The following is a 26,971-nucleotide window of genomic DNA, read 5'->3' on the forward strand; positions in this document are numbered from 1 at the left end:
AAAATTGAAATTTTACAGACTTACCCTCGTTGCTTCATGTCTGCTGACATTAGTAATGCTCTTTCTGGTAGTCGTTTTCGATTCACTGAAAGATATCTATTATGAAACGCCCCTGTTCAAGACGGGCGTTTTAATCTGTGTTATTCTGATCTTTATCATTAACAGCGTGGTATTGGAACTGCTCTTTAATTATTACGGAAGAAAACAGGTGAAAGGCCTTTCACAGATTCTTCCTCAGGAAATCGTTCACGATAACGATGAAAATATCACCATTAAAGAACTGGGAGAACGTTTCTCGGACTTAAACCAACAGAAGGTGACGGAAATTGATATGATGAAGGAGATGGAAAGCTACCGTAAAGAATATATCGGAAACGTTTCTCATGAGCTTAAAACACCCCTGTTTTCAATTCAGGGATATGTGGAAACCCTCAGAGACGGCGGAGTGGATAATATGACCATCAGAGATAAATATCTGGAAAGAATTGATATTTCTGTGGAAAGACTGATTGCCATAGTCACAGATCTTGATATGATCAACAGGCTTGAGGCCGGAGAAATCAATCTTACCGTTTCAAAATTTGATGTTAATCTTCTCATCAAAGAAATTTTTGACCTTCTTGATCTTGAAGCAGAAAAAAGAAATACAACGTTACAAATTCAGACCTTACACCCGCAGATTTTTGTGGATGCTGATAAACAGAAGATTTCCCAGGTTTTTATTAACCTAATTTCAAACGCAATCCATTATGCCAACAGGCAGGAAGCCAAAGTCATTGTAAAAACCAGTGTGCTGAAAAATAAAGTACTGGTGGAAGTCATTGACAACGGAATGGGAATCAAATCCGAACTTCTTCCAAGAATCTTTGAACGATTCTACAGGGTAGAAAGCAGCAGAAGCCGAAGAGAAGGCGGATCCGGACTTGGATTGGCTATTGTAAAACATATCCTTGAAGCTCATAACGAAAACATTACCGTAGAAAGTGTGTACCTTGAAGGAACGAAATTCAGTTTTATGCTTGAAAAAAGTAAATAACTTCGGCAAAATGTAAGAAAAAAAAATATTTTAAAAAATCCTGAAATATTTTTTTGTCACATGTCATTTATTATATATTTGCACCAGAGATTTATCATAATTATAAAGGCAAAAAAGTAATTTAAGAAACTGATATGGTTTACAAAATCCGCGTAATATTAGATGCGAAAGAGGATATTTTCCGTGATATTGAAGTTAAAGGGAAACAGTCGTTATGGAACTTACATTTAGGAATTAAGAGTGCATTCAGTCTGCAGGGGGATGAGCTTTCTACTTTTAATCTGTTAGAAAATGACGGAACGATTGTAAAAAGTGTCCCATTAGAGGATATGAGTGATGATGGAGACGGGGAGATTATGTCAGACGTATACATTGATGAAGCTTTTGAAAGTGTAGGCGACAAAGCACAGTTCCAGTACGGACTTCTTGATCTTTGGGAATTCTTCTGTGAGCTTGTAGAAGTAATCGAAGAAACAAAAGGGGTTAATTATCCGATTACAGTATATAGATTTGGAAATGTTCCTTTGAAAGCACCTAGCAAGAGCGGGAGCGCGGGAGGAAGCAAGAAAAAATCTGCAACTCCTTTAATGGATGATGATTTCGGTTTCGAAGATGACTTTGGATCAGGAAGCAATTTCTCAGATGAAGATGACAACTATGATGAAGATGAAGAAGATGACTACAACGACGATGTCTTTGATGAAGAAGACGACAATGACGATGAAAGATAAGATATAAAAATACAGACCCCGGATTTTAATCCGGGGTTTTTTCTTAATGATACCGTTTGTCTCAAAAAACAATCCTTACTTTTGTTAAAAATAGATTAATGAAAAAATTAATTTTATTATCTCTAATTGGTCTGGGAATTGTTTCCTGTACCACTCGAAAAAATACCCGGAAAATGACAGAACTGCCAAAAGAATGGAAACATAACACCAATATTTACGAAGTAAACATCAGACAATATACTCAGGAAGGTACTTTCAAAGCATTTGCCAAAGAAATGCCCAGATTAAAATCCATGGGAGTGAAGACACTCTGGCTGATGCCTGTTACTCCAATTGCCCAGCAAAATAAAAAAGGAAGTTTGGGAAGCCCTTATGCTGCGGCTGACTATACCTCTGTAAATCCTGAGTTCGGAACACTTGAGGATCTTAAAGATATGGTAAATGAAGCACACCGGTTAGGATTTAAGGTCATTATAGACTGGGTAGCCAATCATACCGGATGGGATCATGTATGGACAAAAAAACATCCTGAATTTTATTTAAAAGATCCGGACGGGAAATTCCATATTGCTTCCGGAATGGATGATATTATTGAACTGGATTATAAAAATCAGGAAATGCGTATGGCGATGATTGAAGCTATGAAGTTCTGGGTGAGAGAAACAGACATTGATGGCTTCAGATGTGACCTTGCTTCCTGGGTGGAAGTTGATTTCTGGGAACAGGCCCGTCCTGAAGTGGAAAAACTAAAACCTCTTTTCTGGCTGGGAGAATTTGATGAGTTGGAAAGCCCTGAATATGGAAAAGTTTTTGACGCCAGCTATTCCTGGAAATGGATGCATAAATCTGCAGATTATTATAAAAAAAATGAGCCGCTTCAGGAATTAAAAGAGCTATTGGTACAATATTCCAATATAGGAGATCGTTCGATGAGAGCATGGTTTACATCCAATCATGATGAGAATTCCTGGAACGGAACAGAATACGAAAAATACGGAGCCATTACGAAGCCTATGGCAGTATTTTCTGCAACATGGAACGGAGTTCCTTTATTATATTCAGGACAGGAACTTCCCAATATGAAAAGACTTGAATTTTTTGAGAAGGATCCCATTCAATGGACCAAGACGTATCAGATGGCTGATTTTTATAAAATATTATTGGATTTAAAATCTTACAATCCTGCACTGAGAGGCGGAGACCCTGATGTGACGACTTACCTTTTGCATACGACGGCAGATGATAAAATTCTTGCCTATGTCCGTAAAAACGGGAAAAATGAAGTACTGGTCGTATTGAATATGTCAAAAGAAGCTGTGAATTTTAGTATTGAGGATGAACATTTATCAGGAACATTCAGAAATGTATTCAACAAAACCAGCAGGGATTTTACTACCGGAAAAGAATTCTGTTTCAATGTTTCAGATTATGCCGTATTTGAAAAATGAATACAGAGACCATTGAATTTTTGGCTTAAATTCTAATATTTCCCCCGATTTTAAACAGGTCCCCCAATTCCTTTTTCCGGCGGGACGGCAGCATCTATGATTTAGACAGGGTGGTCCTGCTCTTATAAAAAAACATTACGACCAATGAATAAACAAGAAATACTCAATATCATCAACATAAAAATTACGGATAAAGCTCAGTATTTTGAAAATCTGATTGCTGAAACCAGAGCTTCCAATAATGATACAAAAAGTTCAATGGGAGATAAATATGAAACCGGCCGTGAAATGCTTCAGCAGGAGATCAATAATCTGCAGAGACAGCTTAATGAGATTCTGAATCAACAGGCAGTCATGCAGAAAATAAATTCAGGTCCTTCTGAAAAAGTTCAGAACGGAGCTTTGGTAAAAACCAATAAAGGACTTTTTTATGTAGGGGCTTCAATCGGAGAAATTGTTTCTGATAATCAGAAGATCATGACCGTATCAGCAGAATCACCGCTTGTTAAGATGATGTATGGTAAAAAGGTTGGTGAGTCATTCACGATCAATACTATTGATCAGCATATCGAAAATATCTGGTAATATATCATTGATCTACACGCCAGATATACAGTTGTTTAATAGAAATTGGATATAGCATTGATAAAAAGCATTCATAAAAATGAGTGCTTTTTTTGATGGTTTTTACTAAATTTGGAGCATAAAATTCCTTTCAAAATGCAAAATTACCTGGACCTTTTACAGCATATTTTAGATAATGGCACCGATAAAACCGACAGAACGGGTACCGGAACGAGAAGTGTATTCGGATATCAGCTGAGATATGATCTGTCAAAAGGCTTTCCTTTGGTGACGACTAAAAAAGTGCATCTGAAATCCATTATTTATGAGCTGCTTTGGTTCCTGAAAGGAGATACAAATATCAAATACCTTAAAGATAACGGAGTAAGCATCTGGGATGAATGGGCGGATGAAAACGGTGACCTGGGTCCGGTATACGGAGCACAGTGGAGAAGCTGGAATGGAGCAGACGGAAAAATTGTGGATCAGATCTCAGAAGTGATTGATCAGATTAAAAAGAATCCGGATTCAAGAAGACTCATTGTTTCTGCATGGAATGTGGCAGAAATTCCGAATATGGCACTGGCTCCCTGTCATGCATTATTTCAGTTTTATGTAGCAGATGGTAAATTGTCTTTGCAACTGTATCAGAGAAGTGCAGATGTTTTCCTTGGTGTACCTTTCAATATTGCAAGTTATGCCCTTTTACTGATGATGGTGGCACAGGTTTGCGATCTTGAAGTAGGAGACTATGTGCATAGTTTCGGGGATGTTCATATTTATAATAATCATTTTGAGCAGGTAAACAGACAGCTTTCAAGAGAACCAAGATCCCTTCCGGTTATGAAGCTGAATCCTGAAATCAAAGATATTTTTGATTTTAATTTTGAGGATTTTACATTGGAAAATTATGATCCGCATCCGGGAATTAAAGCTCCGGTAGCTATTTAATATCAATACATCAATATAAAGTGGAGCTGTAAACTCCACTTTTTTTGTACCTTTAGTAGCGAATATCTTACCTATGTTATCATGAAATATTTAAAAGTAAATCTTGAAGAAACAGCAGACGCTGAGGTCTTAAAAAATACTTTACTGCAATTGAAAGGAGTTGCTTCAGTTGAAATTGTAGATGATGAAAATCCTGAAAGCGAGCTGAAAAAAGCTTTTGCCAAAACAAAAGAACAGCTGAAGAAGGGAGATTATGAAACCCTGGTCAATGATATTTTTGAAATCATAATTAAAAAATAATTCTAAAAAAATAAAATAGACGAATGAAAAAAGCCATTTTATCCATTGCTATACTTGGAGTTTTATTTTCTGCCCATGTATCGGCACAAACTGATACTTCAGGGAGAGAAAAGGTATACAGAGCCACTCATACCAAACTGACAGAGCTTAAACATACTAAGCTGAAAGTGAATTTCGATTATCAGAAAGAACAGATGAACGGAGAAGAATGGCTGACAGCTTCGCCTTATTTTTATCCTACGAATGAATTGACACTGGATGCCAAAGGAATGCTGATTCATGAAGTTGCGCTGGATATCAATGGAAAAAGAACTCCTTTAAAATATGATTATAAAGATGAAACTTTAAAAGTTACACTGGATAAAACCTATCAGAAAAATCAGGATTATACAGTTTATATCAAATATACAGCGCGTCCCAATGAGGTAAAGCAAAAAGGGAGCATGGCTATTAACGATGCAAAAGGATTGTATTTCATAAACCCGCAGGGAACAGAACCTGATATGCCGACGCAGATCTGGACGCAGGGGGAGACTGAATCTTCTTCCGCATGGTTTCCTACAATCGATAAACCGAATCAGAAAACCACTCAGGAAATCTATATGACAGTTCCTGATAAATACGTAACGCTTTCGAATGGTATTTTGAAGGATTCACAAAAGGAAGCAAACGGGTTGAGAACGGATCACTGGGTAATGGATAAGAGGCATTCCACTTATCTTTTCTTTATGGGAGTAGGAGAATATGCCGTTGTTAAAGACAAATGGAAAAATATTCCGGTAGATTATTATATCGAAAAAGATTATGAGCCTTATGCTAAGCAGATCTACGGGAATACACCGGAAATGATCGAATTTTTTTCCAAAAAAATGAATTATGATTTCCCTTGGGCAAAATATGCGCAGATCTCAGGAAGGAACTATGTAAGCGGTGCAATGGAAAATACAACAGCAACGCTGCATGGAAGTGATATCCTTCAAAAACCGGGACAGCTGATTGATGAAAACAAATGGGAAGATACCATTGCTCATGAATTATTCCACCATTGGTTCGGTGATCTTGTAACGGCAGAAAGCTGGAGTAACCTTACCGTAAACGAGTCGTTTGCCAATTATTCGGAATACTTATGGAATGAATACAAATACGGAAAAGATCAGGCAGATTATCATCAGATGACAGACGTTAATATGTATATTCACAATCCGTCTGATTTTAAGAAAAACCTGGTCCGATTTAATTATGATTCCCGTGAAGATGTTTTTGATCTGGTGACTTATCAAAAAGGAGGCGGTATCCTTCATATGTTAAGAAACTATCTTGGAGACGATGCGTTCTTTGCCGGAATGAATGATTATCTTAAAACCAATGAATATCAGAACGCAGAAGCCCATCAGCTGAGGCTGTCTTTTGAAAAAGTTTCCGGAAAGGATCTGAACTGGTTCTTTAATCAGTGGTATTTCGGAAGCGGAAATCCAAAGATTAATTCTTCGTTTACCTTTGAACCTGTGAAAAAGCAGGTTGCTGTAACCATTAATCAGACTCAGGATCAGCCTTTCGAGTTTCCGCTGGCAATTGATGTCTATGATAACGGAAAACCTAAAAGATATAATGTCTGGGTGAATGCTGAAGCAAAGAATACATTTAACTTCGATGTATCTAAAACACCGGATCTGATCAATATTAATGCAGATGGTATTTTAGTGGCTGAGGTTACCGATACAAAAACACCGGAACAGAATCTTCTTCAGTTTACAAATTCTAAAGAATTCAAGAGCAGATATAAAGCATTAACCGGAGTTAAAGATCAGGTTGGAAAAAATCCTGCAGCAGTAAAATTGTTGTCGGCAGCTTTAAAAGACCCGTTCTTTAGGGTAAGAATCAAAGCACTGGAATTGATGGATCTTTCCAATCCGGACCAAATGAAAGCATTGGGGGCAGATGTTGAAAAACTGGCTTCCGGAGATCCTAAAACATTAGTTCAGGCTGCAGCAATAGGAGCTTTGGCTAAAACAAAAGATAAAAAATACCTTCCGGTATTCGATAAAGGGCTCAATGCAGTTTCCAATGCCGTTAAAGGAAGTTCTTTAAGCGCTGTTCTTACCGTTGATCCTTCCCGTGCTAATGCACTGGCAGACAAGATTGATCTGGATGGTGCTTCAGACGAGCTACAGGCGCAGCTGGTTCCCATTATTGTAAAGAATAAAGTAGTTTCTCAAATGCCAAAAATTGCTCCTATTGCCGCATTTTATCCGTTTATTAAATTCCAGAATCCGGATTTAGGAAAGGCGGGAGAAGATGGTTTCAACTGGATTATGAGTTCGGATAATCTGAAAGCTACCGAGAGTGTTACCAAAATTTTAGGCTATGCCAAAAATCAGATGGGAGACAATCCGCAGGCTAAAATGATGATTGTTCAGATGCTGAAAGACGGACTGAACAAAAAGATGGATCTTCTGAAGCAAAATCCGCAAAATGCTGCGAGTATCAATAAGCAGATTGATCTTATCAATAAAGCCATTGAAAATTTTAAATAAATCCACAGAATTTATTGTTCAAATCATAGCAGTATCACCTTAGGTGATGCTGTTTTTTTATGAGTCTTATCTCTGGGAAATAGTAAAACTGTTATAAAATAGGTAAAAGTCATAAGATATTCAACGATTATTCAGGCTACATTCTCTAAATTCGTATAAAAATTAGAATAGAATGACATTTGGAATTGAGGCGGCAAGCTATTATGTACCCGGTTTGTATTTAGAAATTAAGGATTTAGCTGAAAAAAGAGGTATAGAACCGGCAAAGCTGGAAAAAGGATTAGGTTTACATAAGATGGGGCTTCCCGATGTTCATGAAGATGCAGCTACATTTGCGGCTGAAGCACTCTTAAAGCTTATCAAAGATTATCAGATAGACCCAAGGGAAATTGCAAGAGTGTATTTGGGAACCGAGAGCGCTCTGGATGCTGCCAAACCTACAGCATCTTATGCCGTACAAATGGTAGAAAAAGTATTGGAAGAAGAATTTGGACCAAGATGCTTTAAAAACTGTGATATGGTAGATCTTACTTTTGCATGTGTAGGAGGAGTGGATGCATTGCATAATTCTCTTGATTTTGTAAGAGTAAATCCGGATAAAAAAGCGGTGGTCATCGCCAGTGATTATGCAAAATATGAATTGGCTTCATCGGGAGAATATACCCAGGGAAGCGGAGCGGTTGCTTTACTGGTTTCATCAAAACCGGACCTGCTGGAAATTGAAAATAACTGGGGAATAGCTTCCGAAAGTGTTTTCGATTTTTTTAAACCCAGAAGATCTTATAAAAAAGAAGACCTGAATAATGCACCTCAGGCTTATCCGGATACTATTGAGGTATTTACTGATGAACCTGTCTTTGACGGACAGTATTCCAACCAGTGTTATCAGGACCGGATCAGGGAAGCATATCAGCATTATAAAGAGATTACAGAAAAAACAAAACCTTATGAAAACTGGAAATATATTGTTTTCCACCTTCCGTATGCTTTCCACGGAAAAAGAATATTTACAGAGATCTATAGTATGGAGAATGAACTTCCCCATACGACCGCAGATGAACAGAAAACGGTGGCAAAATCAGAAAGTTATCTGAACCTGATCAGTAATACAATAGAGAAAACGCAGAGGGCTTCTTCTGAAATAGGAAATATGTATACCGCCTCTATCTTTATGGCGCTTCTTTCTGCATTGCAGACTTCTTTCGATGACAACGAAGAGCTGTCAGGAAAAGAAATCGGATTTTTCGGATACGGAAGCGGTTCAAAATCAAAAGTATTTGCCGGAAAAATATCTGAGAACTGGAAGAAGGTAGCAGAAAAGTGGAACCTGTTTGAGCATCTTGGTAACAGAACTTCTATCAGTTTTGATACTTATGAAAAGTTACACAGAAAACAATTGTCTCAATCTGTCAATGCAGATTATAAGGGATTCGGACTTACTTCCATAGAGAAAGAATCTCCTGTTTTAGCCGGAGCAAGATATTATACTTATCAGGGATAACATCCTTATGAGAAATTGCATAAAGCATTCCAATTATTGGGATGCTTTATTTTTTTTGTCTTTTTTAGGTGGTTTTTTTGTTTTTTATGTATGTATTTTACTGTTTTTATATTGAGATTATATAAAGTGAATGTTTGTTTTTTTTATCAGAAAGGTTGATTGTGTTATTTTTTTTTATTGATTGTATGAAATCAGTGTAAGATGAAGGAATTTTTAATGCTTGTTAATATTTTGTTAATGTGCTGTTGTTTTGAATTTTTTAAACTCTTTTTGTAAAAATACCAGTTGATGTAATGAAATAGGATGATATAATTGAAATTAATACTTTTTAACTCATTGTTTTTCAGTCTTTTGTGTTTTGCTATTTTTTGTTCTTATTAACATATTTGTCATTGAATATTAAAATATGTTAAATATGAATGTGAAATTACGGGTATTAAGTGCCGGAGTGCTGTTCTTTATAGGGCGGGCTTCCTATGCACAAAAAATTAAGAACGATACTATTTCTAAAGAGAATAAGATTGATGAGGTATTCATTACCGGGGCTTATGGAATTAAAATAACTCCTGAGCAATCTACAGGTTCTCTTGTTAAAGTATCGGGAAGTATACTTGATAAACCATCTGCTGTTTCCGTTGATAATATTTTGCAGGGCACTGTAGCGGGATTAATGTCAAATGCCAACTCAGGGCAGCCAGGAGCATCAACCATTACATTGATTCGAGGAATATCTTCATTGACATCTGGAAATGACCCATTATATATTATTGATGGAGTTCCGGTTCAGTCAGGTGATATTTCCGGAGCATTAACAACTCAAAATGCTTTGTCATTAATCAACCCTGCTGATATCCAGGATGTTCAGGTGTTGAAAGATGGTGTTGCAACTGCTATTTATGGGTCAAGGGGAGCTAATGGAGTGATTTTAATTACGACAAAGTCAGGTAGGAAAGGTAAATCCAGCTTGCAGTTTGTCAGTGAGATAGGGACATCAAATGTTGCTTTTGATAAACTAAATTTATTAAATGCTCAAGAAAATGTAAACTATTTAGGTCAGGCATTGTATAATAGGTACCCCAATACAGATCCTATAAAGGGTTTTGTTAATCTTAATAGTGCTATTGCCTATGCTAAATCTGATATTTTGGAGTGGGATGGAGTGACAGACACTGATTGGAGAAAATTAACAAGAAGAAATTCTCCGATAATGAATCGATATAATTTAAGTTATTCCGGAGGCTTTAAAGATTTTACTTTATATGCCTCATTAGGATATTTAAAACAGGAAGGATTATCATATGATGCAATTTTTGACAGGTATACAGGAGCAATTAAAGCAAACTGGAAAGCTACAGATAGATTAAATATTACTTTTTCAACAAACTTGTCAAGAACGATACAGGCCGGACCATCTGATGCTTCATCTTTTTCGAACCCTGTTTTCTCAGGAACTCTTCTTTCTCCTACGCAAAATCCTTATTTGAGTGATGGAAATTATAACCTAAACCTGATTTATTTAAGCCCTCAGTTTAATCCACTTGCATTAACAGGGACTAATGTAACCAAGGGAGCATTTGATAAAATATTGACCTCTATAAATGTTGATTACAAAATTTTTCCTTATTTAACTTTTAATTCCAATTTTGGTATTGATAATACTTCAGGAGATGAATTTACTTATTGGAATCCGGATTTTGGAGACGGATATGAACCTTCTAATGCAAATGGTAATGGATATTATTATAAGAGTATAAGGAATTTTTTTACTTGGAACTGGTATAACTTTTTAAACTTTAACAAGACATTTGCTGGAATACATGATATTTCCGCATCGCTAGGGATAGAATCTACAAAGAGAACATCAGAATATAACACATTTTCAAAAAGAGGATTTCCAGCAGGTACGAGAATTAAATATGCCGATGCTGCAGCTAATGTTACCGGAGCAACAGGTAGCACTGAGGCATGGACGCTTGTAGGCTATATTGCAAGAGCCTCATATACTTATAATAAGTTTGCAACCATTACTGGGTCTGCAAGAAGAGATTCTTATTCAGGATATACAAAAGCAGGGAATTTTTTTGGGGTAGGAGTTAGCTTTGATTTAGGAAAAATGAATTTCTTACCGTCTTATATTAATTCATTGAAACTTAGAGCAAGTTATGGAGAAAATGGTAATCAGGCGGTATCTCCATATGCTAAATATCCACAATATACTTTAGTTGGAAATTATCTTCAGACCAATGCAGGATATATCTTAACCCCGGGCGCACCTGATGGATTATTATGGGAAAAATCTAAAAAAAGAAATATTGGATTAGATTTCTCATTAGGAACAATAGGAAGTATTTATGGTACTTTTGATGTATATTCTAATATTAACCCTGATCAGGTGTATAATGTGCCAATTTCTCCTTCTACAGGATTTAGTTCAATCATCAGAAATCAGTCGGAGGTAAAGTCTAATGGTTTTGAAGCTTTATTAGGCTACAGAAAAAGTTCAGAGTCAATTACTTGGGATATCAAAGTGAATTATTCTTATAATAATTCCAAGGTAACATATATAAAAGGAGACTCTACTCCTACTGTTATTGACGGATTGAAAGCATTTTTTCCTGGCCATAACCCAACTGAGTATTATACAAGATTATGGGCAGGGGTAGACCCTTCAAATGGGGATCCGTTGTGGTATACGGACGCATCAAGAACTGCGACTACAAATGATATGAATAAAGCACAATTATCATTTACCGGTCAGAAAGCTTTACCTACGCACATCGCCAGTCTAATCAATGAATTTACTTATAAAGGTGCAAAACTGTCATTTATGATAACTTATCAGGGGGAGTACTCTGTATGGGACAGTTGGGGATTCATATATGAGTCAGATGGGAAATATCCGACGGTGAATACAACACCGGAATCTTTGTACGATTCCTGGAGTCCTTCTAATCCTAATGCCTCAAGACCTAAACAAATATATGAAGGTAACAGATCTTCCAATGCAAATTCAACAAGATATTTATATAAAGGTGATAATATCCGGTTAAGAAATGTTGAATTAGGGTATACATTTAAAGGTTCTGAGCTTAATATCTCCGGCGTTAAAGGAATCTACGCTTACGTAAGAGGTGTTAATTTGTATACGTATGCGTTCGATAACAAGTTACGTTTTGATCCGGAGGCTAATTCAAGAGCCTTTAAGTACACGGTGTCGAACTTAGGCGTTTTTGATATGACTCAACTCAATATGAGACAGTTTATTTTCGGTATTCAGGTTGATTTCTAATAATTTAAATTTAAAAAAATGGAAAAAATAAAAATCTTATTAATAATATTAACAGGACTTGCGGTAAGTTCTTGTAAAAGTGAATTTTCAGAAGAGTTGCCGCCGGTTACGCTTCCTTTGGATCAGGCAATTACCAATGAGAAGGTATTAAATACGGCTGTAAATGGATTATATGGATTATATCAGACATATTATGATCAATCTAGTGAATCCCTTAATTCTTATGGAGCTCTGATTCCTACTTTGCAGGAATTACTTGGAGATAATGCTTTCGTAGTATTAATACACTCTAACAGATTTTCTGCAACAAAAGATCCCAATCTTACTTTTTATACCCAGAACAGTGATGATATAGCAACAGTATGGAGAACTTTATATAGAATTATTGGTAATGCTAACTTTGTACTTAACTATGAAGGAAAAATTACTGATGATCCGAATACGCCGGGTACGCCGGAGAATCAATTTGGTCAGGCTTACGCGGTAAGAGCTATGGCTTATTTTACATTGGTAACATTATTTAGTGACAACCTGAATAGCTCAAATCCTGACGTTGGAGTTCCTATGCCTTTAAAGTTTAAACCGGGAACAAATCTTCCACGATCCAGTGTGAAACAGGTCTATGATCAGATATTTACTGATTTAACAAGTGCAAGCACCAGAATTGGGACAGGTAACGGCAATAAAAAGTTTAATGCAGCGGCAATAGATATGTTATTCTCAAGATATTACTTGGCCATTAAAAACTATGCCCAGGCTAATACCTATGCTCAGAAAGTTCTTGACAATACAGCCTATACTTTATTACCTTCTTCAGGTGTTGCAGATTTTTTTTCTGTAGGAGGAGAAAATAATAATGAAATTATTTTCCAGATAGATTATAATGCACTGGATTTACCGGGAGACAATGATGGTATTACGGCTACATGGTCATCAGTAGGAAGGTATAAACAAAATTTTGCTACTCAGGCATTCTTTAGTAAACTGGGACCAAAAGATGTAAGAAGAGGTACTTGGTATAGAAATACAGGCTACGTTCAAACGCTGAATGATGATCCTAAACCTATAGATGTGATGAAGTATACTGTAACAGATAGAGATATTGTTGTAATAAGAAAAACAGAAGCCGTATTTAATCAGTTAGAGGCTTTATATTATACCAATCCTGCGGATGCTTTATTCAAGTTAAATGCTTGGATGAAAGCAAACAGAGATACTGATTATGCTTATGTGGGCACAGGGATAGATTTATTAAAGGAAATTTTAATACAGAAGAATCTTGAAATGTTTTTGGAGGGTTTCAGATATAGTGATTTAAAAAGAAATGGGTTAGGCTTTAAAAACCCTCAAACTCAGGTAGAGCTTACCCCATCTATGGTCCAGTTTAAAGCCTTTCCGGTATCTCAAACTGAACTAAATACTAATACATTGTTATCTCAATATCCTGGTTATTAAGAAATAGAGTTTTATAATTGTTTCAGAGGCTGCCTTTTAGGCAGCTTTTTTTATGGGCTTATGTTTCGGTATTTCGGGAAGCGTGATTAAAAATATATAATCCGTTTTTATTAAAAAGAAGGGATAATTTTCAAAATGCGATAGGTTGATATTTTTTATAATTTTTTAAGTCTTAATTTTATTAAATTCTTAATTATTGTTTAAAATGTCTGAAACCCCTTTCAATACTGGGTTTTTTTATAATTATCACGTTTTCAGATGTGAAATTATTTTTTTTGAAAGGCTTGAGGATTTTTCTAGTGAATGATGTTTTTTATGGTTTTATTAAGTATTTTTAGGTAAAATATGTAGAATTTTTATCGCATTTACTATTTTGATTGAAATATAACATGTTGATTTTAATTAATATTTTAAATCATATTTGATTTAATGGTTAATATTTTTCGTTAAAATTAATTATTTAATTAATGAATGCTGTTTTTTTAACCGGGCTGTTTTTTCGATAAAAAATTTTATTTGGCGATTTTACTATGTATATTTTTGTTAAAAAAAGTGTTTTAGGTGTATTTTTTACATTTTTTATGTTTTTATTTTAAATTTAATTTATTAACCGATTTGTTTTTTAAAATTGAGAATATTAATATTTATTAACATATTTGCTTATTGAAAATATTAAAATCTGTTAATATGAATGTGAAATTACGTGTATTAAGTGCAGGAGCACTGTTTTTTTTAGGACAGGTTTCCTATGCACAAAAGGCCAAAAAGGACACTGCAACTACTCAGATTGACGAAGTAGTAATGGTAGGGTTTGGTCAAAAAAAGACAGTAAAGGAACTTACGGGAGCAGTAGGAACTGTTTCAGGAAAAACATTAGCCCAGAGTTCTTCATCTGCCTCAATTGAAAGAGCCTTAGCAGGAACAATTGCTGGTGTTCAAACAGGAGCAGCATCAGGACAGCCTGGAGGATTTGCCTCTATTCGTGTAAGAGGGGTGAGCTCAATCAACGGTAATAATAACCCGATCATCATCATGGACGGAGTTAGAATTAACCAGGGAGATTTGACTCAAAACTCTACAACAGCGAATATCCTTGCTAACTTAAATAGCTCAGACTTTGAAAGTGTTACCATCTTAAAAGATGCTGTATCTACAGCGATCTATGGAGCTGATGCAGGGGCAGGGGTTGTTATTATTACAACCAAAAAAGGGACTAAAGGAAAACCTAGGTTCAATTTAAGCTTTGAACAAGGTGTTGCGTATACGGCAATTAAAATGCCAAAAGGACTAAGTACGCAGGAATGGAAAGATTTAATGGCGGTTCAGCTGGCCAATAACCCATCAAGAGTAGCTGCCAATCCGGGATTAACCGCAGCAATGGTACCAAGCTTAGCTCTTAATGGTAATTTTGGTGGTCTATACCAATATATCTATTCTCAGGATCAGGATACAGACTGGTTAAACGCAATCCAGAATAAAGGAGGTGGACATTTCCAGACTTTTAACGGTTCCATTGCCGGAGGAAATGATAAAATGTCTTACTACTCTTCATTAGGATACTATGATCAGAACAGTATTGTGAGAAACTCATACTTCAAAAGAGTTTCCAATACCAACCGTATCGAGTATAAAGCAACGGATAAATTTACCCTTTCAACGGATATCCAGTTGTCTTATTCAGAGATCAGTACGCTGAATACAGGGGGAGCATTCTCAAACCCGATGATTGCTTACCTGTTCAACTATCCTATCGATCCGGTATATAACCCGGACGGAAGCTACAACCTGGGAGAGCAGGGAAGTCTTTCCAATGGACTATTCAACTCTGCATTCCTACAGACTGTAAACTATCAGAAAGCAAAAACAGCAAGAGCTTTTGCTAACCTTCAGGCTGAATATAAAATCTTAAACAATCTAACATACAGATTCGTTTTTGCACCTGAATACATCAACATCGAGGAAGATTCTTATAACTCTCCTCTACATGGTGACGGATACAACTACAAAGGAAGATTGTACTCTTATGATACAAGATATTTCAACTTCAACGTACAGAATATCTTATCCTATAACACAACTTTCGGAGATAAGCATAACTTCAATGCCAGTGCAATCCAGGAAGCGTATTCCAGCCAGCAAAGAACAATCGGAGGGGGGGCAAGTACTGTAGGTGCTCCTTTCTTGAGAACATTAGACAGTTTTGTAACTCCAATTGCAACAATTGGAAACAGATATAAAAACTCGAGAGCGGGATATGCTTTAACAGCTCACTATGACTATGATAAGTTATTATTGTTAGATGCTTCCTTAAGAAGAGATAAGTTATCTAACTTCTGGCCTGGACAAAAAGCAGGTACTTTCTGGTCAGTTGGAGCAGGAGTAGATTTAGCAAGATTAGATGTATTGAAATCTTCTAAGACTATTTCTCAAATGAAGTTTATCATTTCATACGGTCAGGTAGGAAACCAGCTGCCTAACTATATGACTCCATATACGCTTTACAGATATACAACCAACTATGATGATAATGCAGGAGCATCTATTATCAATGTTGATAATCCAAACTTAAGCTGGGAAAAAGTAAATCCGTTTAACGTTGGATTGGATGTAGGATTATGGAATAATAATTTAACGATCAGCGCAGCGTACTACAACAAAAAGACAAAATCTTTAGCGACGTTTGTACCACTTTCTCCTTCTCAGGGAGGTTTATCTGAAACATCTCCTGGGGGAGGTACCGTTTCAAGTGCAAGAATCGAGAACGTTGGAGATATGGTGAACAAAGGATTTGAATTAACAATCAATGCTAATATCATCAATAATCCTGACGGATTCAGCTGGAAATTAGGCGTAAACGGAACATTTAACAAGAATGAGATTACAAGCCTTTACGGAGGATCTGATGTAATTTCAGGAACGAATATCTTAAGAGTAGGAGAGGCAGTGAACTCTTTCTATATGAGAAAATGGGCAGGAGTGGATCCTTCTAACGGTAACCCGCTATGGTATATCAACGGAGTAGACGGAGCTACTACTTCAGATTACAACCAGGCGCAAAGAGCTGTTCAGGGAACCAGAATGCCTAAGTTCTTCGGTGGAGCTAATACACAGTTAGCTTACAAAGGATTTACAATAGATGCACAGATGAGTTTTGGATTTGGAAACAAAATCTATGATTCTTGGGCAAACTACCTATTCAGTGACGGACAATATACTTCCAACTATCCTGGATACGGAGCACAGTTAGATTACTGGACCCCTAACAACCCTAACGCTCTGAATCCAAAACCTATCGAAGGTGGAAACAGAGGAACAGGAACTACAAGAGCTAACTCAGCATCTTCAAGATTCCTATACAAAGGTGATTACTGGAGATTAAGAACTTTAAAAGTAGCATACAACTTTAAAGGAGATCTTTTAAGAGGTACAGGTTTGAATAACGTAGAAATCTATTTATTAGGAAATAATATCTGGACAAGCTTATCAGATAAGCATCTTCAGTACGATCCGGATCTTCAGTTAGGAGGAACATCTACCGCTTTAGGGGGAACATCCAACTTGGATTTACCGGCATTGAAAACGTACAGTTTAGGTGTTAACTTAACTTTCTAATGTAAATTTTAAATCAAAAAAAATGAAAAAACTATTTTCAGCTAGTATATTAGCCCTGTCTTTGGCACTTGTCACTACTTCTTGTAGTAATGACTTCGTAGAGACAACTTTTTACCAGGAAAAACAAGCTGCTCCTATTGGAAGTATTGAAGAATTAACTTCTTTTATCAATGGAACATTTGCTAAAATGAGGTCTATCAATTATTATGGAAGAAACTTCCTTGCCTATGCTGAAGTTCACACAGACGAAGCATATACTACAGGAGCTTCAGGACGTAACGTAGCCTGGGGAACGTATTCTTTCACATCTTTGGATGGTGATGTAACCGCTACCTGGAGAGATATTTACTTAACTGTTGCCAATGCCAATGTAGTTATCAATACCCCTGATACAGGTTTAACTTGGGGAGAAAGCTCAGATCCGGCAGTTATTAAAGATATGACCAGATATATTAAAGGTCAGGCATATGCAGTGAGAGCTCAGGCTTTCTTTGACTTGCTAAGATTATACGGTCAGCAGTATTCAGGAGGCAGTCTGGGAATCGTATTGCCTTTGGTGTACGACCCTAATGCCAAAATGAAGAGAGCTAGTATTGCAGAAACACAGGCTCAGATTGAGAGTGACTTTGCTAATGCTATCCTTTATATGAATGATGATACTGAAGAAAATAACGGTTCTCCGGTATATCTTAACCCATACAGTGTTAAGGCATTAATGTCAAGATATTATCTTTATAAAGGAGATTATGCTAAAGTGAGACAGTATGCTGGAGACGTAATCGCTTCAGGAAGTTATTCTGTAATCCAGTCCGGAGATCTTTTAAAATCATTTGCTTCTAATGCCAATTCAAATAGTGTTTTTGAAATTGCAGTAGGTACCGCTTCAGCGCTTTCATTTGATAGTTATTCTAACCTTGTGAATAGTGGCGGATATCAGAATATCAGAGTATTGCCAAGTGTGGTAAGCTTATACAGCAGCAATGACCCGAGACTGAAATTATTAACGTCGAGATATTTAAATGGAAAGTTCCCTGATATTACAGGAGCCGGAAATATTAAAATGGTAAGATATGAAGAAGTATTGCTAAATGCTGCAGAAGCTGAACTGAACGGAGGTTCTGCTGCCAATGCACTTACTTATTACAATACCCTGATCCAGGCTAGAAGCCAGACTCCTGCAGCAGCAGTTACCTTGAATATGGTGAAAACTGAAAGAATCAAGGAATTGGTAGGAGAAGGATTCAGATATTGGGATTTATTAAGATGGGGACAAACAATTCCTTATTATAATACATCCGGTGTTGCCGATGCAGCACAAAACAAAACGATTCCGGATAAGAAATTAACATTCCCTATTCCGCAATCAGAAACTAACGTAGCAGGGACTTTGGTAGTATCAAACCCTGGTTATGATAATTAACAAATTTTAATTTAACCCAGAAGAGGCTGTCTTTTTAAAAGGCAGCCTTTTTTATTTGGATAGAGTGTTTCGTTTTTGAGCATCATCTTATTCCTGATATCTTTAAAGATAACAGGAAAACTGAAGACACTATATGATCAGATATGGGGAAGTAAGTCTATTCAGAAATAATGATCTTATTCTGATAACTTTTAGGAGTAGTGCCTTCCAGTTGCTTGAAGACCCTTGTGAAGTAATTGGTATCGGAAAATCCGGTCTGATAGGCAGTTTCTTTTATACTGTTCTGATCTGCCAGCAGCTCTTTAGCTCGGTTGATTCTTTCCTGAAGAATAAATTCATTAGGAGAAGTTCCCAGCTCATCCCTGAACATTTTAAAGAAATTGGATTTGCTGACATACGCCAGTCTGGCTATACTGTCAATAGAAAGCTTCTGATGAAGATTTTTTTTGATATAATCTACTACAAAACCTATTCTGGATTTATTCTTTACCACATTTTTTTCTACCATGCTTCTCGCCTGCGTTTGCATCAGGCGGATTAAAAGTTCTTTGAGAGCAAAATCAGCCATGATGTCTTTCTGGGAATTATCATCCATAGCAATTCTCATAATGTTATTGGTAGCAGAAGCTAATGCCTGATTGTTGAAAAGGAAATATTCGTCCAGCTGGATATTCCACTGTGAAGTTTCATCCACTTTGGGAAGATGGTAGTTCAGGTGATTGAGAGAGTCTTCAATAAAATCAGGGTTTAAGCTTAAAGAAATACACTGAGTAGGAGTTTCGTCGGCCTCAGGAAAATTAATTACCATGGTTTCTCCGGGAGCTACCAGAATGCTTTCTCCGGGGAAGTAATCAAAATAATTGGTTTTATTGTCCAGCTTCATATGTTTCTTGCCTCTGAGCATAGCGGTAAATGCAATATTTTCAAAATGAAGTTTTACATCAAAAGCCGTTTTGTGGGTCTCATATATACTGAATTCACAGTTGTTTAGATTGAATTTCGTCTGATTTTCAATAATGTTTACTAATCTGTTTTCCTTAGTTAATTCAGGAGTATCTAATAAATATTTATTATTGTTATTCATTTCTAAACATTTTTAAGGAGCACGTAACTCAAATATAGAGATTTTGACCCGATGTTGCTGTTAATAAAATTATAAAATTGAATTTCTGTAGTATTCTGCACTTTTTTTATACGATTGTGCTATAGGTTTCTATGCTGTACGTGTAATTTGGCATTACAGAAAATTTTAAAAATACTAATATGAGCACGATTACAGAACCGAGATCAGAGACCCTTCTACAGCGTCCTGAATTCAAAAACAAATATGATAATTATATTGACGGTACATTTACACCACCGGTGAACGGACAGTATTTTGATGTCGTTTCTCCCGTAGATGGTAAGAATTTTACCAAAGTAGCCCATTCCTCCAAAGAAGATCTTGAACTGGCTGTGAATGCTGCTGAAAAAGCATTCCGGTCCTGGAAAAATACCTCATCTACAGAAAGAAGTATTATCCTGAATAAAATCGCAGACAGAATAGAGCAGAATCTGGAATATCTCGCTATCGTAGAAACAGTAGACAACGGTAAAGCAGTAAGAGAAACACTGGCGGCAGACTTACCACTGGCGATTGACCATTTCAGATATTTTGCATCAGTGATCCGTGCAGAAGAAGGATCCCATAACGAACTAGACAAAGACACCGTCTCTCTTATTGTTCACGAACCGCTGGGAGTGATCGCACAGATCATCCCATGGAACTTCCCGATTCTGATGGCTGTATGGAAACTTGCCCCCGCATTGGCAGCAGGAAACTCTGTGGTTTTAAAACCTGCAGAAAGCACCCCGGTTTCCATTATGGTCCTGATGGAACTCATCGGTGATCTTCTGCCCGCAGGAGTTGTTAATATCGTTAATGGCTTCGGAGCAGAATTGGGAAGAGCACTTGTAACCAATCCGAAAGTGGCCAAAGCCGCATTTACCGGATCTACCGCTACAGGGCGTCTTGTGATGCAGTATGCCACAGAAAATATCATTCCTGTAACCCTCGAACTGGGTGGGAAATCACCAAATGTTTTCTTTAATTCAGTGATGGATGCAGATGATGAATTTTTAGATAAAGCCATTGAAGGAGCCGTACTGTTTGCCCTCAATCAGGGAGAAATCTGCACTTGTCCGTCAAGGCTTCTCGTACAGGAAGGCATTGCAGATGCGTTCATCGAAAGGGTAATCGAAAGAGTAAAAGCCATTAAAGTAGGAAATCCGTTGGATAAAACCGTGATGATGGGAGCTCAGGCTTCTCAGATTCAGAAAGATAAAATACTCTCTTACATCCAGCTCGGAAAAGAAGAAGGTGCGCAAGTGCTGGTGGGCGGTGATGTTAACAACCTGGGTGAAGATCTTGATAAAGGATTCTATATCCAGCCCACGATTTTCAAAGGAAACAACAGGATGAGAATTTTCCAGGAAGAAATTTTCGGCCCTGTACTCGCTTTTACCACCTTTAAAGACGAAGAAGAAGCGGTGAAAATTGCCAATGATACCATTTATGGACTTGGAGCCGGAGTATGGACAAGAGATGCTCATCAGCTGTACAATATTCCGCGTCAGATTGAGGCCGGAAGAGTATGGGTCAATCAATATCATTCCTATCCGGCGGGAGCCCCTTTCGGAGGATATAAGCAGTCCGGAATAGGAAGAGAAAACCATAAAATGATGCTTGATCACTATCGCCAGACTAAAAATATGCTGATTTCTTACAACAAAAATAAATTAGGCTTCTTTTAATATTTATTTAGGACGTGCCCGGTTTGCCCTGATCAGAATCAGGGCAAACGGTCGGGCTATTCAGGGCTCCACTTCGTTTCGGTGCTTTGCACCGGCTCGTTCCTCGCCGCCCTTACTATCCCTCACGCAGAAAAATACCAGACTTTCCGGTATTTTCAGTCCTGAAAAAAATAATAACCCCAAATAAACGCAATCCAAAACATACAATATGATTCCAAAAACAATGAAAGCTGCCGTAGTTCAGGGCTACGGGCAACCCCTGAAAATTGAAGAAGTGCCCGTAAGAGAACCCGGAAGATATGAAGTACTGGTAAAAGTAATAGCCTGTGGCGTTTGTCATACAGATTTACATGCTGTAGACGGAGACTGGCCCGCAAAACCTAAAATGCCGCTGATCCCCGGACATGAAGGAGTAGGAATCGTAGTAGCCTGCGGGCCGGAAGCTTTCGTAAAAGAAGGAGATGCCGTAGGAGTTCCCTGGCTCTACAGTGCCTGTGGATGCTGTGATTATTGTATCACGGGGTGGGAAACCCTATGTGAAGCCCAGCAGAATGGTGGCTATAGCGTAGATGGCGGTTTTGCAGAATATGTTATTGCAGATTCCAGGTATGTAGGGCATTTAAAATCAGATGTCAACTTTCTGGAAATAGCTCCCATTTTATGTGCAGGAGTAACCGTGTATAAAGGATTAAAAGAAACAGAAACAAAACCCGGAGAATGGGTCGCTATTTCAGGAATCGGAGGATTGGGACATGTCGCTGTACAATATGCAAAAGCAATGGGAATGCATGTTGCAGCCATTGATGTTGCAGATGATAAGCTCGATCTGGCGAAAAAATTAGGCGCAGATCTTGTGGTTAATGCCAAAAATACGGATCCCGGAGAATATTTACATAAAGAAGTAGGCGGAATGCATGGTGCACTGATTACCGCAGTTTCTCCAATTGCTTTTAAACAAGGAATTGATGTATTGCGAAGAAAAGGAACCATCGCACTCAACGGGCTTCCTCCAGGATCATTTGAACTTCCGATCTTTGAAACCGTATTAAAAAGAATAACCGTGAGAGGCTCTATTGTGGGAACCCGCAAAGATCTGCAGGAAGCACTGGATTTTGCCAATGAAGGACTGGTAAAAGCTACCGTAACCTCAGCAAAACTGGAAGACATCAACGAAGTATTTGATAAAATGAAGAAAGGGCAGATTGACGGCAGGATCGTGCTGGATATTGCCGGCTCAAATTAGCCATGATGGATAACGAAGTCCGGCTTATGGAATGCCGGACTTTTATTATTGTTGTACAAATCATGAAAAATAATTAAAAATGGAAGAAAAAACAGCAAGGCTTTCCGCAACAGAAAAAGCCCTTGAAGTCATCCGGGAACTTGAAAATAAATACGGTCCCCTGATGTTTTATCAGGCCGGAGGTTGCTGTGAAGGTACACAGCCGCAATGTTTTGAAAAAGGAGGGTTCTTCCCCAGAATGAATGATGCCATGATCGGAACAATCAACGGACATGAATTCTGGATAGACAGAGATTTATTCGAATACTGGAAATATTCGCATTTCACACTGGATGTTACAGATGGTTTCGGCCCCGGAGGTTTCTCCCTGGAAACCCCGTTGGGAAAAACGTTTAAAGTTCAATACAGACTTTTCACTCCCGACGAATATAACAATCTGGAACCGGTAAAAAGAAGCGAATAGAATACTAATAAACCGTCTCTGGGTTAGGGTTTTTGAGCAATATAAATAAGTTCTCTCTCGAATTCATATTTTCCTCTTGCAATGCCTCTTTTTAAAATAAAATACCGGAGTATTGCTATCGCTGTTACAATGACAACCACAAAAATATCCTGATCATCTCCTGCATTGGAAAAAGCGATCAGCATACAAAAACAGAAAATGAAAATCCCGTTAAGAATTTGGAATGCCGACGGATGTACTTCCAGACTGACTGATGACTTTCCGTTTCATCTGAAATACTTCCGTGAAAAACAGGATTACTTCTGTTTATATCAAATAAACGCATCCTTCTTTTCATCGTAAAACAATCCTCATCTATCATTCCCCGGTATTGAAGTGTCTTTTTCCATTGAGATAAAAGAGGTGTTGGTTTTATAAGTGATCTTCCGCAACTACTGAATCAGTGCAGGTTTACCGATATTCACTTCAATCCTGGAGCTGTCATAGAGCCCGATACCTTTAAAAAAAAGAATTCATTTCAAAAATAATAGTTACAAATGATGATCAGACCTTCACAAACCGGTTGACAAACATGGCAGCTACAATATCTCCTACTGCATTCAGTACCGTTGCCAGAGGATCTACCAGTGTTCCGATAATCATTACAGCAGGAATGGCTTCCTGAGGAAGTTTATATACTGAGATCATCAGCATTTCGCCAATATATCCGCCATTGGGAATTCCTCCGGCTACAATGCTTACAAAAACCGTAATGCCTAAAGCCAGTAAAAGATTAGACGGATCAAAAAAATCTTTTCCTATAATGAGAAAGGCTACATAAATTTTGATAATGGAAGACATCGAAGACCCGTTTTTATGAAGGGTTGTTCCAATAGGTATCACCAGATTGGCAATAGAATTCGGAATACCAATTTTAGAAGCCGCCTGTAAATTAGCCGGCATTGTCGCAAAACTGCTGCATGTACTTATTGCAGTCAGGGTAGGATAAATGGCATTTGTCCAGAAACTTTTTATCCCTTTATAGCCATTAGCCATAAAGGCGTATAATGAAAAGAATACCAGAAAATAAATAATTCCGGCAATATAATATAGCCCTAAAGGTTTAGCATAAAAACCGAAAAGCTGAGGTCCCAGCGTGGCAACCTGATAAGCGAAATAAGCTCCCAGACCCACCGGAGCCAGTTTCATAATCAGTAAAAGAAGCTCCTTCATCACTTCGTATCCGGAAGCAATAAAAATTCTGAACGGTTCTCCTTTTTCTCCTGTCTTTCGGGCTGCAAACCCCGTCATAAAAGCAAATATAAGAAGTGCCAGCATATTTTGTCTTGAAAAGAGTGCCGTAAATTCTCCCACTGTGAAAAAACCTACGATTCTGTCACCCCAAGTATCGCTGTTGGCCGTTTCGGTAATCATTTCAGAACTTCCCGAAACTCCTGATACAGGAAAAAGATAAACGGCACAAATGGTAAAAACGGCAGCTGTCAAAATAAAAAATAAAAAGGTGAGGGCCATGATGAAAATAATCTTCCCGAATTTCGATTGTTGTTCTAAGGAAGCAATCGAATTGGAAACAGCAAAGAATACCAGAGGAACTACACTCACGAAAAGAAGATTAAGGAAAATATCGCCTAAAGGTTTAATGTAGTCTACAATACCGGGAGCTGTAATGCCTATAATGCTTCCCACGGTAATTCCTAGGAGTAAAAATATAATTCCTGAATAGTTTTTTAAAACCTCGTTCATGCGGTGCTTTTTATCAAAGATAGGTTTATTTTTAACATTTTCTTATATACCTTTCAAAGGTAAATTTCATAAATTTGGGTAAACATCGTTTCTATGGCTTATATAGATTATTATAAAATTTTAGGCGTAGATAAAAGCGCAACACAGGATGATATTAAAAAAGCCTATCGAAAACTGGCCAGAAAACTACATCCTGATCTCAATCCGGACGACAAAGAAGCAGAAAGACAGTTTAAAGAACTGAATGAAGCTAATGAAGTCCTCAGTAATCCGGAAAACCGGGCAAAGTATGATAAATACGGAGAACACTGGAAACACGGCGAAGAATACGAAAAAGCCCAGCAACAGCAAAGACAGTATCAGCAGCAGAATAATTATAACGGGGGATACTCCGGTGCTGATTTTGGAGAAGGTGAAGATTTTTCAGACTTCTTCCAAAGCATGTTCGGCGGAGCAGGAGGTTTTGGTAAGAGCTCAAGAGGCAGTGCTTCCGGAAAATTTAAAGGACAGGATGTTCAGGCAGAACTGACCCTGAATCTCAGAGATGCTGCCAAAACACATCCGCAAACCTTTGAAATCAATGGTAAAAAAGTGAGAATTACGATTCCTGCAGGGGTCTATGACGGGCAGCAAATTAAATTAAAAGGACATGGAAATCCCGGTTTTAACGGAGGCCCTCAGGGAGATCTGTATATAACCTTCAATATTCCTGTGGATCCCGATTTTGAGAGAATAGGAGACGACCTGAAAACTAAAGTCACCATAGATCTCTATACTGCTGTTTTAGGAGGAGACGTTAAAGTGCATACATTAGACGGTAGTGTCAGTCTTAAAGTAAAACCGGGAACTCAGAACGGAATGACGGTAAGACTGAAAGGAAAAGGATTTCCGGTGTATAAAAAAGACGGACATCATGGTGACCTTTTTGTAACCTATGAGGTAAAGCTTCCGGTAAACCTTACCGATAAACAGAAAGAACTTTTTGAACAACTAAAAAATTCCTAAGCTATGAGTGAAAGAATATCACGGGAAGAACTCGTAAAAATTTATAATATAGAAATTACTTTTTTTAATGAGCTTGTGGATTATGGTTTGCTGAATGTTCAGATTGAAAATAATATCCATTATCTGATGTATGAAGATCTGCCGGATCTTGAAAAATTTTCCAACTGGCATTATGATCTGGATGTTAATCTTCCTGGTCTGGAAGTGATTTATCATATGCTGAAAAAGCTGGATACACTGAAAAAGCGAAATAGAGAGCTTATGCACAAACTTTCTGCAATAAGTGATCAATATGAAGATATTTAGTTTAGCTTTGTAACTTTTTAAAGCAAACTATAAATATGAGTGAGGAAAAGGTAATTATTATAAGACCTGACAGAAAGACTTTTGAAGATATTTATTTTAGTGGTAACCAGGGGAGTCTGCTTTTCTCACCCACTACTAAAAGTAAAACCATAACCACGACTGTTGCGGCAGTTATTTTATGTATAGCATTTCTTATAAAAGATAGTCTGAGTAAAGATAGTGTCGGGATTTTATATTTCCTGAGCTTTATATTTTTATTGTGTGCTATCTTTCTTTCAGTAAGCATTAATAAAGTTTCAAGATGGAAAAAACAGGTGGATCATTATCTGAATGTGCTTGAAAAGTGTAAAGTCTACGAAATAAGAATCGATTCTCTTTTCTTTACCGTTAGTATTGACGGAAATAAAGAAAACAGCGAGTGGAAAGATTTTGAGTATTTTGATTCCAATGATCAGTTTATAACGCTGGAAGGCAAATACAGCTATATGTTTCCCAAAAAAGCAATGAACGAAAAGGACTATAATTTCCTTAAAAAAATAATGAAAGAAAACGTTAATAAAGAATAAAAAAATCAGAG

At 37.3% G+C, this 26,971-nt stretch carries 21 protein-coding genes; 18 read left to right on the forward strand and 3 right to left on the reverse strand.

The features are described from left to right. Positions 1–4: 4 nt before the first annotated feature. The 12 genes from JO178_RS21240 (at position 5) to JO178_RS21295 (ending at position 18,841) form a co-directional block, all read left to right on the forward strand. The gene (locus JO178_RS21240) at positions 5–1,036 is read left to right on the forward strand and encodes an ATP-binding protein (protein WP_291940303.1); all 1,032 of its coding nucleotides are present in this window, start codon (positions 5–7) and stop codon (positions 1,034–1,036) included. Between the two features lie 134 nt (positions 1,037–1,170). Next, positions 1,171–1,767: a hypothetical protein gene (locus JO178_RS21245; RefSeq protein WP_291940305.1), complete on the forward strand. Its 597-nt coding sequence runs from the start codon at positions 1,171–1,173 to the stop codon at positions 1,765–1,767. A gap of 98 nt (positions 1,768–1,865) precedes the next feature. Further along, a complete protein-coding gene (locus JO178_RS21250) occupies positions 1,866–3,215 on the forward strand; it encodes an alpha-amylase family glycosyl hydrolase (protein WP_291940307.1) in 1,350 nt (449 codons plus the stop codon). A gap of 144 nt (positions 3,216–3,359) precedes the next feature. After that, the gene (locus JO178_RS21255) at positions 3,360–3,800 is read left to right on the forward strand and encodes a hypothetical protein (RefSeq protein ID WP_291940309.1); all 441 of its coding nucleotides are present in this window, start codon (positions 3,360–3,362) and stop codon (positions 3,798–3,800) included. A gap of 135 nt (positions 3,801–3,935) precedes the next feature. After that, a complete protein-coding gene (locus JO178_RS21260; RefSeq protein WP_291940311.1) occupies positions 3,936–4,730 on the forward strand; it encodes a thymidylate synthase in 795 nt (264 codons plus the stop codon). Between the two features lie 81 nt (positions 4,731–4,811). Beyond that, positions 4,812–5,030 (forward strand): hypothetical protein, encoded by a 219-nt coding sequence (locus tag JO178_RS21265; RefSeq protein WP_291940313.1) that lies wholly within the window; start codon positions 4,812–4,814, stop codon positions 5,028–5,030. A 23-nt stretch (positions 5,031–5,053) separates the two neighbouring features. Then, entirely contained in the window at positions 5,054–7,564 is a 2,511-nt protein-coding gene (locus JO178_RS21270) for a M1 family metallopeptidase (protein WP_291940315.1), read from the forward strand. Between the two features lie 172 nt (positions 7,565–7,736). Continuing rightward, positions 7,737–9,065 (forward strand): hydroxymethylglutaryl-CoA synthase, encoded by a 1,329-nt coding sequence (locus JO178_RS21275; RefSeq protein WP_291940317.1) that lies wholly within the window; start codon positions 7,737–7,739, stop codon positions 9,063–9,065. Positions 9,066–9,480: 415 nt separating this feature from the next. Further along, positions 9,481–12,354: a SusC/RagA family TonB-linked outer membrane protein gene (locus JO178_RS21280; RefSeq protein WP_291940319.1), complete on the forward strand. Its 2,874-nt coding sequence runs from the start codon at positions 9,481–9,483 to the stop codon at positions 12,352–12,354. A gap of 18 nt (positions 12,355–12,372) precedes the next feature. Further along, positions 12,373–13,809, forward strand: a complete 1,437-nt coding sequence (locus JO178_RS21285) for a RagB/SusD family nutrient uptake outer membrane protein (RefSeq protein WP_291940321.1) — start codon at positions 12,373–12,375, stop codon at positions 13,807–13,809. 687 nt (positions 13,810–14,496) lie between these two features. After that, the gene (locus tag JO178_RS21290) at positions 14,497–17,421 is read left to right on the forward strand and encodes a SusC/RagA family TonB-linked outer membrane protein (RefSeq protein ID WP_291940323.1); all 2,925 of its coding nucleotides are present in this window, start codon (positions 14,497–14,499) and stop codon (positions 17,419–17,421) included. A 22-nt stretch (positions 17,422–17,443) separates the two neighbouring features. Further along, the gene (locus JO178_RS21295) at positions 17,444–18,841 is read left to right on the forward strand and encodes a RagB/SusD family nutrient uptake outer membrane protein (RefSeq protein ID WP_291940325.1); all 1,398 of its coding nucleotides are present in this window, start codon (positions 17,444–17,446) and stop codon (positions 18,839–18,841) included. A gap of 157 nt (positions 18,842–18,998) precedes the next feature. On the opposite strand, the gene JO178_RS21300 is transcribed toward JO178_RS21295, so the two are convergent. Continuing rightward, positions 18,999–19,925: a helix-turn-helix domain-containing protein gene (locus tag JO178_RS21300; protein ID WP_291940327.1), complete on the reverse strand. Its 927-nt coding sequence runs from the start codon at positions 19,923–19,925 to the stop codon at positions 18,999–19,001. A gap of 179 nt (positions 19,926–20,104) precedes the next feature. Between JO178_RS21300 and JO178_RS21305 the strand changes: the two genes are divergently transcribed. The 3 genes from JO178_RS21305 to JO178_RS21315 all read left to right on the forward strand — a co-directional run bounded on the left by JO178_RS21305 (position 20,105) and on the right by JO178_RS21315 (position 23,340). Beyond that, a complete protein-coding gene (locus JO178_RS21305) occupies positions 20,105–21,634 on the forward strand; it encodes an aldehyde dehydrogenase family protein (protein ID WP_291940329.1) in 1,530 nt (509 codons plus the stop codon). Between the two features lie 208 nt (positions 21,635–21,842). Next, entirely contained in the window at positions 21,843–22,877 is a 1,035-nt protein-coding gene (adhP, locus tag JO178_RS21310) for an alcohol dehydrogenase AdhP (protein ID WP_291940332.1), read from the forward strand. A gap of 79 nt (positions 22,878–22,956) precedes the next feature. Next, positions 22,957–23,340 carry a DUF779 domain-containing protein gene (locus JO178_RS21315; protein WP_291940334.1) on the forward strand — a complete coding sequence of 128 codons (384 nt, stop codon included), beginning with the start codon at positions 22,957–22,959 and terminating at the stop codon, positions 23,338–23,340. Between the two features lie 23 nt (positions 23,341–23,363). On the opposite strand, the gene JO178_RS21320 is transcribed toward JO178_RS21315, so the two are convergent. Together JO178_RS21320 and JO178_RS21325 are read right to left on the reverse strand one after the other, a co-directional pair. Next, positions 23,364–23,525 carry a hypothetical protein gene (locus tag JO178_RS21320; RefSeq protein WP_291940336.1) on the reverse strand — a complete coding sequence of 54 codons (162 nt, stop codon included), beginning with the start codon at positions 23,523–23,525 and terminating at the stop codon, positions 23,364–23,366. A 358-nt stretch (positions 23,526–23,883) separates the two neighbouring features. Beyond that, the gene (locus JO178_RS21325) at positions 23,884–25,083 is read right to left on the reverse strand and encodes a dicarboxylate/amino acid:cation symporter (RefSeq protein ID WP_291940338.1); all 1,200 of its coding nucleotides are present in this window, start codon (positions 25,081–25,083) and stop codon (positions 23,884–23,886) included. 93 nt (positions 25,084–25,176) lie between these two features. Between JO178_RS21325 and JO178_RS21330 the strand changes: the two genes are divergently transcribed. Genes JO178_RS21330 through JO178_RS21340 form a run of 3 tightly spaced genes read left to right on the forward strand, consistent with a single transcriptional unit; the run spans position 25,177 to position 26,960 of the window. Then, positions 25,177–26,088, forward strand: coding sequence for a J domain-containing protein (locus tag JO178_RS21330; RefSeq protein ID WP_291940340.1), 912 nt, complete (start codon positions 25,177–25,179; stop codon positions 26,086–26,088). A 3-nt stretch (positions 26,089–26,091) separates the two neighbouring features. After that, the gene (locus tag JO178_RS21335) at positions 26,092–26,394 is read left to right on the forward strand and encodes a chaperone modulator CbpM (RefSeq protein WP_291940342.1); all 303 of its coding nucleotides are present in this window, start codon (positions 26,092–26,094) and stop codon (positions 26,392–26,394) included. Positions 26,395–26,429: 35 nt separating this feature from the next. Next, complete coding sequence (locus tag JO178_RS21340; protein ID WP_291940344.1) at positions 26,430–26,960, forward strand: hypothetical protein; 531 nt, start codon at positions 26,430–26,432, stop codon at positions 26,958–26,960. The last annotated feature ends 11 nt before the right edge of the window (positions 26,961–26,971 follow it).

The sequence above is a fragment of the Chryseobacterium sp. genome (assembly GCF_019236175.1).
In the GTDB taxonomy this organism is placed as follows: Bacteria; Bacteroidota; Bacteroidia; order Flavobacteriales; family Weeksellaceae; genus Chryseobacterium.